10 protein-coding genes and 2 pseudogenes are annotated in these 9,381 nt (G+C 55.6%); 6 read left to right on the top strand and 6 right to left on the bottom strand.

What is annotated here, in order from left to right; translation table 11 throughout:
- The 4 genes and pseudogenes from ACN0WV_RS19185 to ACN0WV_RS19170 all read left to right on the top strand — a co-directional run.
- A pseudogene (locus tag ACN0WV_RS19185) lies at positions 1-194 on the top strand (mobilization protein); the annotation flags it as partial.
- Positions 195-205: 11 nt separating this feature from the next.
- A complete protein-coding gene (locus ACN0WV_RS19180; protein ID WP_417607853.1) occupies positions 206-1,867 on the top strand; it encodes a type IV secretory system conjugative DNA transfer family protein in 1,662 nt (553 codons plus the stop codon).
- Positions 1,868-1,885: 18 nt separating this feature from the next.
- Positions 1,886-2,434 (top strand): hypothetical protein, encoded by a 549-nt coding sequence (locus tag ACN0WV_RS19175; protein ID WP_417607852.1) that lies wholly within the window; start codon positions 1,886-1,888, stop codon positions 2,432-2,434.
- Positions 2,435-2,699: 265 nt separating this feature from the next.
- On the top strand, positions 2,700-3,785 hold the full coding sequence (locus tag ACN0WV_RS19170; protein WP_417607851.1) for a replication initiator protein A: 1,086 nt from the start codon (positions 2,700-2,702) through the stop codon (positions 3,783-3,785).
- A 17-nt stretch (positions 3,786-3,802) separates the two neighbouring features.
- Here the strand turns inward: ACN0WV_RS19170 and ACN0WV_RS19165 are convergent, their stop codons facing one another.
- Both ACN0WV_RS19165 and parA read right to left on the bottom strand, forming a co-directional pair.
- Positions 3,803-4,012, bottom strand: a complete 210-nt coding sequence (locus tag ACN0WV_RS19165; protein ID WP_290898151.1) for a plasmid partition protein ParG — start codon at positions 4,010-4,012, stop codon at positions 3,803-3,805.
- A complete protein-coding gene (parA, locus tag ACN0WV_RS19160; protein WP_417607850.1) occupies positions 4,012-4,662 on the bottom strand; it encodes a ParA family partition ATPase in 651 nt (216 codons plus the stop codon). Before parA ends, ACN0WV_RS19165 begins: the two co-directional genes overlap by 1 nt.
- A 537-nt stretch (positions 4,663-5,199) precedes the next feature.
- Between parA and ACN0WV_RS19155 the strand changes: the two are divergent.
- Positions 5,200-5,805 (top strand): annotated as a pseudogene (locus ACN0WV_RS19155) (MT-A70 family methyltransferase); the annotation flags it as partial.
- Positions 5,797-6,045: a helix-turn-helix domain-containing protein gene (locus ACN0WV_RS19150; protein WP_416010165.1), complete on the top strand. Its 249-nt coding sequence runs from the start codon at positions 5,797-5,799 to the stop codon at positions 6,043-6,045. The pseudogene ACN0WV_RS19155 and the gene ACN0WV_RS19150, both read left to right, overlap by 9 nt.
- A gap of 4 nt (positions 6,046-6,049) precedes the next feature.
- Here ACN0WV_RS19150 and ACN0WV_RS19145 read toward each other — a convergent pair whose 3' ends face one another.
- From ACN0WV_RS19145 to ACN0WV_RS19130, 4 genes are all read right to left on the bottom strand, one after another.
- Complete coding sequence (locus tag ACN0WV_RS19145) at positions 6,050-6,757, bottom strand: BglII/BstYI family type II restriction endonuclease (protein WP_417607849.1); 708 nt, start codon at positions 6,755-6,757, stop codon at positions 6,050-6,052.
- Between the two features lie 30 nt (positions 6,758-6,787).
- The gene (locus ACN0WV_RS19140) at positions 6,788-7,213 is read right to left on the bottom strand and encodes a type II toxin-antitoxin system VapC family toxin (RefSeq protein WP_417607848.1); all 426 of its coding nucleotides are present in this window, start codon (positions 7,211-7,213) and stop codon (positions 6,788-6,790) included.
- A 1-nt stretch (position 7,214) separates the two neighbouring features.
- Positions 7,215-8,279 (bottom strand): hypothetical protein, encoded by a 1,065-nt coding sequence (locus ACN0WV_RS19135; RefSeq protein ID WP_417607847.1) that lies wholly within the window; start codon positions 8,277-8,279, stop codon positions 7,215-7,217.
- A 221-nt stretch (positions 8,280-8,500) separates the two neighbouring features.
- Positions 8,501-9,040, bottom strand: coding sequence for a recombinase family protein (locus tag ACN0WV_RS19130; protein WP_417607846.1), 540 nt, complete (start codon positions 9,038-9,040; stop codon positions 8,501-8,503).
- Positions 9,041-9,381: the final 341 nt, after the last annotated feature.

Genomic DNA, 9,381 nt, shown 5'->3' with positions numbered 1-9,381 from the left:
GCAAACTCGACACGCGGCGCAAGGTGATCCTGGGCGGTGCGCTCATGGACCTGGCGGAACGGGATTCCGGGGCTGCCGCGATGCTCGACCGGCTGATCCGCAACCTGCCCCGCGAACAGGATCGCAAGGCCTTCGCCGACTGGGACACGCCCTCCCCTGCCCCGTCCAGTTCTGATCCGGAAACGCCCTCCTGATGCGGGGCGTGATGCGCGTCTTCGGAGGGCTGTTCCGGTTCTTCGGTCGTTTGATCTTCACGCCCATCCTGTTGGGCTGGATGATCGGCGCTGTCCTGTTCGGCGCGATGATAGGGGCACTCGTCGCCACGCCCTTCGTCTTCGCCTTCTTCGACCAGCCACCCGGCGAAAGCGCATGGCAGTGGCTGGTCTTCGGCCCGTTCATTTTTGTCGGTGGTATCTTCGGGTTCCAGTACTGGCGCATGGCCTCTGGCGCGGACGCCTTCTTCGGACTGACCGGCGACAGCCACGGCTCCGCCCGCTTCGCCAACCGCAAGGAGCTGAAGAAGCTCCAGCGGGAAGACGGTCTCCTGATTGGGCGCAACCCGCACACCGGACGGCTGCTGCGCTATGATGGTCCCGCCCATCTGATCACCCTCGCCCCGACGCGGGCAGGGAAAGGCGTCGGCACCGTGATCCCCAACCTGCTGGCGGCGGAGCGCTCGGTTCTGGTCATCGACCCCAAGGGCGAAAATGCCCGGATCGCCGGGGAAGCCCGGCGGCGGTTCGGAACAGTCCATGTCCTCGATCCATTTGAGGTCTCCGGGATGCCGTCTGCTGCCTACAACCCACTCGACCGGCTGACACCGGACAGCCTCGATCTGGGCGAGGATGCGGCCTCCCTGACAGAGGCACTTGTGATGGACCCGCCGGGACAGGTGACGGAGGCGCACTGGAACGAGGAGGCCAAGGCCATCCTCGGTGGGCTGATCATGTTCTGCGTCTGCCATGAGGACCGCGACCGCCGGACCCTCGCCACCGTCCGGGAATATCTCACCCTGCCCCCGGAAAAGCTGCGCGCGCTGCTGGAGCTGATGCAGGACAGCGATGCGGCAGGCGGGCTGATCGCCCGCGCCGCCAACCGCTTCCTCGGCAAGGCAGATCGCGAAGCCGCCTCGGTGCTATCCAACGCGCAGCGCCACACGCACTTTCTGGACAGCCCGCGCATTGCCAAGGTCCTGTCCCGGTCAGATTTCCACTTCTCCGATCTGCGTCACCGGATCGCTTCGGTGTTTCTGGTGCTGCCTCCGAACCGGATGGACGCCTACAGCCGCTGGCTGCGCCTTCTGGTGTCTCAGGCCCTTCAGGACATTGCACGGGACGCAGAGGCGTCCGTGAGGCCCCTGAGCGACCCCTCAGGCGCTCAGGGGGACACACAGCGCCTCAGGACGCCCACGCTGTTTCTCCTGGACGAGTTTGCCGCCCTGGGCCGTCTGGAGGCCGTGGAGCGCGCCATGGGGCTGATGGCGGGCTATGGCCTCCAGCTCTGGCCGATCCTGCAGGACATGAGCCAGCTCAAGGACCTCTATGGCGAACGCGCGGGAACCTTCATTGCCAATGCCGGGGTGCAGCAGGTCTTCGGGGTGAATGATTTCGAGACGGCCAAGTGGCTAAGCCAGATGATGGGCCAGGAAACTGCCGGGTTCCAGACCGACAGCTTCAAGCCCGGTGACAGCCCCAGCTTCAACAACAACCTCACGGGCCGCGATCTGCTCACCCCAGATGAAATCATGCAGCTCCGCCCGGAAAACCAGCTCCTGCGCGTGCAGGGGCAAGCCACAGCCGTCGCGCAAAAGCTGCGGTACTATGCCGATCCCGAGTTCAAGGGGCTGTTCGTCCCGCAGGACCCGTAACCCCAAGGACGCCTCCCGATGCCAGACCAACCCGACCTCCCTGCCCTCTCCGACGATGATCTGCGCGAAACGCTCGATCTCATGGCGACGGCTGTCGCCAGCATGTCCGACAGGATCGACGATCTGACCGCCGTGGCGGACAAGCAGATTAAGGTTGCGACGGAAGCGCGGATCGCGGCCTTCGCCGCACGGGACCAAACCAATCCGAAAAAATACGGGGATCTTCTGGGCCAGACCCTCGATAGCCACTTGGGCGCAACCGCAGATGCGATGACCGAGATTGTCAGGCGCCTTGGCGTCCAGACGGACAAGACCATCGGGGCCTTGGCCAAATCGGAAGATGACAGGTCCAAAGCCTATCGAGAGGTGTTCGAACGGGAACAGAAAGCGGATCGTCTCAAAAGCCGCCTGCCATGGTTAGGTCTGGGTGCATTGGTTCTGGCCCTGGTGCTGACGGTGACGCTGCCTCGTTTCTTGGCCAGCAACGCGTCCACATGCGCTGTCCTCGGGGCGTCATGGACCACGACAACCACCGGTGTTGATGCCTGCGTGTTCTACCGGCGCTAATGGGTGAAGCGTTGTCGGTGATCGTCTCAGTCTGTCAGGCTGGGTGTTATATATGTGTTAGACTCTGTGTTACGCGAATCATGCGCTGGGCTATGATATTGAAAAATATGCTTTAATCCGACTTATTTTGAGCTTCTGGTGGGTGATATTACGATAAGGGGTGTGTGATCTTACGAAAGGTGGTGTGTGATCTTACGAAAGCCTGCTTGGTGGGTGATACTACGAATCCCTTGCCTTGGTGTGTGAAATTACGAATAGTAGTGGCATGGTGGGTGATATTACGAAACCGGATCGGACGCCTCTTCTTCCCTTGCGACATGCACAGGGGGATTTCTTCGTTTGTGATATCTTCGACGCTGCGCCCAAAGGTGACATGGCGTCGATGGCGCATCCGATCTTCACCCTCTCGACCAAGCCTGACACCAAAAAACGACGCTATGTGGCTACCGATGGAAAGAGCTACGTGGAAATCAGGCCGAACATGATCGGTCTCGCAACTGTCCACGACCGTGACGTGCTGATCTATTGCATTTCTCAAGTGATGGCGGCTCTGAATGACGGAAAACAGGTTCACAGAACCCTTCGGTTCAAGGCGTACGACCTACTTGTCGCGACAAACCGTCCAGTTGCGGGAACCGGTTACAGCGGCCTGAAAGCCGCGCTGGAACGTCTCCAAGGAACGCAGATCGAGACTAACATCACCACGGGCGGCGTGGAACAGATTGACGGCTTTAGCCTGATAGACCGCTACCGGATTGTTCGCGAAACCCGCGACGGCCGGATGCTCGATCTAGAAGTCACACTTTCCGATTGGGTCTTCAACGCCATTGCCGGGGATGACGTTCTCACGCTCAATCGTCGCTACTTCCAGCTTCGTAAGCCTCTGGAACGCCGTCTGTATGAGCTGGCACGCAAGCAATGCGGGACGCAACCGGAATGGAAATGTGGTCTGGACAAGCTGAAGGACCGAACCGGCTCCACATCTTCCGATAAGGAATTTCGGCGGCTCGTCAGAGCAATCTGTAAGGCTGACGAGGAACACAACCACATGCCGGACTATGCCTTCCGAATGGAAGCAGACATCCTCACGGTAACGCCCAAACCTGAATTTCTGGAGAACTATGCGCCCAAACCAGAACAGGACAGACTGACCGGTGGCTATGTCCTGCCTCTCTCGCCTGATACACTGGAGCGGGCGCGGGAACTGGCTCCGACATGGGACATCAAGGTTCTGGTAGGAGAGTGGCGAACCTACTCCGCCAGACAGAAAAAACCACCAAAGAACCCGGACGCCGCGTTCCTCGGTTTCTGCAAGAGCTGGTTCAAGAAACGCGGTCGCAACGGCTGGTAGAGTAATTACTCAAACACTTATTTACTCAAATACTCAGACCAAAGATCACGGGTGATGTCGGAGATTGACCTGCCCTCCTCGACCGCCTTGATCTTGATTTTGCGATAAAGTGTCTCCTCGATCTCGGCATTCAGGCGCTTCTTCTTCTCAGTCGTCTCGGTGACTTCGTGCAGGATGCGTTTGCGGGCCTCGTCGCCACGGCTTGGACGTTTAGCGGAAAGGGCCATCACGCGACCTCCCGTGTCGCGGTTGCAAGCACTGCCAGTATTTCGTTGCTCAGCGCCGTGGTCTCCGCCCTTGCCTTCACATTGTCGGCGTCGAATACGGTCAGCCCTTCCGATGCCGTCTGAGGGTAGACTTGGCGTTGTGTTATGGTCGTCTCACAGACAGGCAAGGCGTAGTCGTCCAGCGCGGTTCGCACGTCACTGCCCAGCCGGGTTCCTTCCACGACACGGGAGACCACAAACCCGGCGCGCGGCGATCCGTCCGTGACCTCTTGGCGAGCCTTGATGAAATCCACAAGGTCCGACGCGGCCCAAATGTCGTATGGCGATGGTTGAACGGGGATCAGAACGAAGTCGCTGACTTTGATGCAAGCGGCGATCATGTCTTCTAGTTTTGCCGCGCCGTCGATTACCACGTAGTCGTAGTTTGCCGCCATACTTATCAGCGTCTTGACGTTGTTGGGACGGTCCAGCGCGACCAGCTCGATGGGATTGTCTTCGCAGGCTGCGTGCCAGTCACGTGCGCTGCCTTGTGGATCGCTGTCCACGATCAGAACCGAGTATCCCATCTCGTGCAGCGATCTGGCGAGATTGGTGCTGATGGTGGTCTTGCCGCTACCACCTTTCGGATTCAGGACGGAAATTATGCTCATAGCTCTGCCTCTTTTGTGTATTTACTCAAAAGTGTAACTGAGTATTTGAGGTGCGACAAGTTTGGTGTGAACTAATGCCCGGTATTCATCCGCAAGAACGTGGGTGATAGGGATACAACTTATTTACTCAAAAACTCATTTGAGTAAGACGTAGGGCAGGGCGCAGCGCGAATGCTTTGGGCGCGCCATGGCTATCTGAAGGCTTGGCCGAAGGATACGACCGCCAAAGAAGTCCGGCGACTGGACGGCGTAGGAGGGGCGAGGGAACCCCTTGATCGAGCTCCGCGCAAGAAGCCCGGCCGAAAACCAAGCCCGCGTGTACATCAGCTGCATCCGAAAGTTTTCATGCAATATCTGGCGAAGCCGAAAAGCTGGGAATCGTTCAAGGCCAAATTGTTGAAAAGATGTGGAAAGTTCACAGAGGCATTGCTTAACCAGGGTCCATCCACGGCATTTTGGGGACTAAAACTGCCTTTTCGGGCTAGTCATTCTGGACGTGGCACTATAAAGATCTGATAAAAGATCCTGGAGTGGTATATGTCTAAGAAAAATGCAGATCCGTTGCGCCCAGAAGCACAGCCCCCAGCTCTGCCTAAAGTAGTTGGTGGGTTCTCAACGGTGTTAGCCGACCCTCCTTGGCGTTTTACTAACCGTACCGGCAAAGTAGCCCCGGAGCATCGTCGTCTCGACCGCTATTCGACAATGGACCTCGAGGGGATTAAAGCCCTCCCTGTTTCAGAAGTTTGCGCAAAGAACGCACACCTTTATCTGTGGGTTCCGAACGCACTGTTGCCAGACGGTCTCGCCGTTATGGAAGCTTGGGGGTTCCGTTATATATCAAACATCATATGGGCAAAGCGCCGCAAAGATGGAGGTCCAGATGGTCGCGGAGTGGGGTTCTATTTTCGAAACGTAACTGAGATCCTATTGTTTGGGGTCAAAGGCTCCATGCGGACCCTCGCTCCAGCGAGGTCACAGGTAAATATGATTGAAACCCGCAAGCGTGAGCACTCACGTAAACCAGATGAACAGTACGGCTTGATAGAAGCCTGTTCGCCAGGTCCTTATCTGGAGATGTTTGCCCGCCACCCGCAAAAGGGGTGGACCCTATGGGGAGATGAGGCTTCGGAGGAGGTGGCACCTCGCGGTCAAGTTCATAAAGGGTACGCTGGTGGCGAGATATTCCCTCCGTTACATACCAATGAGCAAATTCCTGAGACAGTAGCGGCTGAAATCGGGCGGGAGATAGGCATTCGTTATGAAGCTGGCGCAAGCATTAGGGATCTCGCCGTAGAAACGGGTTACCCCATTCAAAGGGTAAGATCGTTGCTAGAATTGGTGGAGACACCGATGAGGAAACGCGGACGGCCCGCCGCAGAGTAGTTCGTTAAGTAGCCTGATAAGGTGTCCCATCCCATGTGTTCTCGTTCGCAGCCACAATCAATACAGGACAAGACCCCATAACTCCGCGCCTTACTCTCATCTGAGCTTTATCAAAGGCAGTGACGGTTGAGGTTGTAAGGTCGATCGGGAGCTTCTTGGTGCGTTGTTCTTCTGGAAGTGTTTCTTGGTAATCAGCCCACAATTGGCGGGCCAGTTTTAGAAGTGGTAGCCGGTCTTTAGTGATTATCACGCCAGCTGATATCACTCCTGCTTCGTACCAAGAGCGATATGCTGCCAAATCGCGATCTAAATTGCCATCTTTGGCGTTCCACTCAACGTCTAGAACAACCCTATTCTTAAAGTTATCGACTAGATAACCTTCTTGATACACCTCGGGCAGCTCTCCAATTTTCTCAGAATCTTTAGAAAACAAGAGCCCTTTTGTGGATAGGTCTAATCGAGTTTCTTGCCAGCCTCTTTCGTGAAATGCGGTGTCGATCTGTTCTGCTATATCGCCCCTGTTGCCGCCTGCGCGCAACCAATACTGCGGGTCCAGACGATACGTTGACAGGATACTTATGATGTCCTTCCACTCTTCCGGACAGACAGCTTTCATAACCGCAGATGCTGAGTTTGTTTCCATGAATGACCAGTGATTACGCGCTTCGATGGGCATGACATCTGGATCATCGTAAGTGCTTGTTTCAAACATTCGTATTTCCCAACGACCTCATTTATAGGGTCATGTCTTAACAGGGTTGATAACAGCCAAGTCGCTAAACTTATTCACAAAATCGCGGTCGTTCAATGTGATCAGCGCGACGCCTCTAGCCTTAGCTACAGCACCGATCATAAAATCCGGCAAGACACCATCCTTCTTCCCTGTCCCTTTGCTACGTCGATACTCCTTGAAAACTTGGCCTGCGGAAAACAAGCCTTCATCAGTTGCGCGCAGATCTGAGATACCAAGTTCGTCTAGCGCCAACCTGAGCTCTTCAGCAGAGCTCATCCCTGCTGACGCTTCGGCGAAAACGACCTCGGTGATAAATACCATTCCGCTCGATTTGTATTTTTGGAATTCACGCAAAACCGCCGTATGCGCGTCCTCAGCGTCATTAAGAAGTGCAATAAGAGCGGATGTATCCAGGCAGGCTGATGTCGGTTCCAAATCAGCCTCGCATTAGCGACATGAGGTCTGATGAACTCATGGTTGGTTTGATACCACGCTCACGAATATTCGAAAGCGCGCGCACCGACGCCTCTCTAACGAACAGATCAACATCGAAAGCTCTTAATTCGTCGTGGTCGAGAAGCTCATAAGAAGCGTCAAGCCACTCCATTGTGTTCACAACACCTGCTGGGAGGGATTTGGGTGCTCTAGGAAGCTTTTTGTCCACTAAACCGTAGGGGCGTGGATCGTTTGTCTTACCAGTACTGATAGCCTCTATCGAGCGCGTGAATCTGGCCGGGCCACCTACAGACACGTACATTTCTAACAGTCGGCCAAGTGCATATGACTTTTCGACGTTTTTACCGCCTGCTAACGGGGTAAAATCGAACTCATCCAGCGCTTCTTTAATTGAAGATATGGTCAACCGGCGAGCATATCGAAGATGACAGAGACGATCCGCTGCTAGGAATGACGCGTTCATCCACCACCTTTCAATGGTGTCCGCCACCACCGAACTCAAGCCACCAATCTGATACAAAAAACTCAAATTAGTGCTTAGTTTCCGAGATGTCTGCGCTTTGTACCGCTCATCTCCATCCAGAAAGGACTGGATGTCGTTGGCGTTGACTTTCGTTACATCCCATTTGTGTGTCTGAGCCAATCTTTCAACGATGTATCGGTTTGACCACAAAGCTGGCCGTCTTTGGAAATGCCGAGCCCCTTGCCAGGAACCGACCAGCGAGAGATTGAAGGCAAAAAGCGCAAGTCGGTCAAAGTGAGCCGAATGCTCGAAGGAAACAGCCTGAAATACCAGCTCATCAAAAGCGATCCAGTCTCCGGTATCATTCGAATAGTTGAAAAGGAAAAAATTTGCTGGGATATAAAAATTGACGCCTTGCGCTTCCAAGCGCTCGCGGAAGTCGCCGCGTGGAACGTCGTTTTTTGCGCCCCCAAAACCGACCCGAATGGCCTGGTGCAGCTCCGCCAAGCCGCGACCATCCTTTCCCCAGCCAAAATTCTTTGTGAAACTGCCAGGGTGCCAGTCTTCTGTATAGTCCGGCATGACGCTCCCAGGTTGTGCTTACCTACTTCAACCAGACATTCATGCATTGAACAGCATTCGTCAAACAGGGAGATTGGTTCTGCCTAGAACATTCGGAGAGCAAACGTGGGGTTGGCCTGGGTCAGGGCATCTGACGCCATCCTGAAGATACGTTCTGGAATCTCATCAATTTCTGACATCTCTTGCTTCTTTCAAAATCATCAACATGTCCTCGGTAGAACTCAAGCGCGCCGTACTGTCCTCTCGCTGACCTTAAACAAGCGCGCAATTTCCGAAATCGCTCGCTGTTCTTCATCGCGCATACGTCGCACCTCATCCTTCTGGGCGGCTGTAAGGGCAGGGGGCCTGCCGCCGATCCGGCCCCGCTTGCGGGCCGATGCCAACCCTTCCCTGGTCCGCTCTGAAATCCTCTCCCGTTCAAACTGGGCGATTGATGCGAAGACGTGGAAGACAAGACGGCCTGCTGGCGTCGTCGTGTCGATGTCCTCGGCTAGGGATCGAAAGCCGGCACCGCGTGCTCGGATCGCTTCTACGATTTCCAGAAGGTCCTTCAGTGACCGGGCCAGGCGGTCATACTTGGTGACAGTCACGACGTCGCCGTCGCGAAGCTGATCCAGCATCTTGTCCAATTCGGGTCGTTCGCGCTTCGATCCGCTGACCTTGTCAGCAAACAGCTTGGCAGCTCCCGCCGCTGCCAGTGCGTCGGTCTGGGAATCTAGGCTCTGGTCGTCAGTGCTGACGCGGGCATATCCGATGATCATGCCCAATAGTGACAAAAACCTGCCAAAACCGCAAAGGTTTTGCTTAGGGTTTTTGTCATAGCTAAGCGGTTGATCCTGTGTGGGGTAGGGCGCTCGGCCAAAAACGACCGTTTCTGTCACAGGCGATAAGATCGGAGCAATCGCGCTGTTGGAAGCAGCAACATAGCAATAAGGTGGGTGCCCGCCCTAAAGGCGGGCACCTCTGCTTTAACCCACATTTCCCAAGTAAGGCGCTGATTTCGCTGTCCTGACCATTATATTTCCTATATAAAACATGGTGTTGAAGGCTGCGAGGGGCGCGTTTCATGGATCACCCAGAGGGTGCGGGCTTGCAACGGGCA

The organism is Primorskyibacter flagellatus, assembly GCF_048268605.1.
GTDB lineage: Bacteria > Pseudomonadota > Alphaproteobacteria > Rhodobacterales > Rhodobacteraceae > Primorskyibacter > Primorskyibacter flagellatus.
Note: the sequence above shows the minus strand (reverse complement) of the source record. Positions and strands in the feature narration are given on the sequence as shown.

Excerpts from the sequence above, each read along its gene's own strand:
- parA (WP_417607850.1), bottom strand. The coding sequence starts at position 4,662 with ATGAGCATAATTTCCGTCCTGAATCCGAAAGGTGGTAGCGGCAAGACC.
- ACN0WV_RS19145 (WP_417607849.1), bottom strand. The coding sequence starts at position 6,757 with ATGTTTGAAACAAGCACTTACGATGATCCAGATGTCATGCCCATCGAA.
- ACN0WV_RS19175 (WP_417607852.1), top strand. The coding sequence starts at position 1,886 with ATGCCAGACCAACCCGACCTCCCTGCCCTCTCCGACGATGATCTGCGC.
- ACN0WV_RS19130 (WP_417607846.1), bottom strand. The coding sequence starts at position 9,040 with ATGATCATCGGATATGCCCGCGTCAGCACTGACGACCAGAGCCTAGAT.
- ACN0WV_RS19165 (WP_290898151.1), bottom strand. The coding sequence starts at position 4,012 with ATGGCCCTTTCCGCTAAACGTCCAAGCCGTGGCGACGAGGCCCGCAAA.
- ACN0WV_RS19180 (WP_417607853.1), top strand. The coding sequence starts at position 206 with ATGCGCGTCTTCGGAGGGCTGTTCCGGTTCTTCGGTCGTTTGATCTTC.
- ACN0WV_RS19170 (WP_417607851.1), top strand. The coding sequence starts at position 2,700 with ATGGTGGGTGATATTACGAAACCGGATCGGACGCCTCTTCTTCCCTTG.
- ACN0WV_RS19135 (WP_417607847.1), bottom strand. The coding sequence starts at position 8,279 with ATGCCGGACTATACAGAAGACTGGCACCCTGGCAGTTTCACAAAGAAT.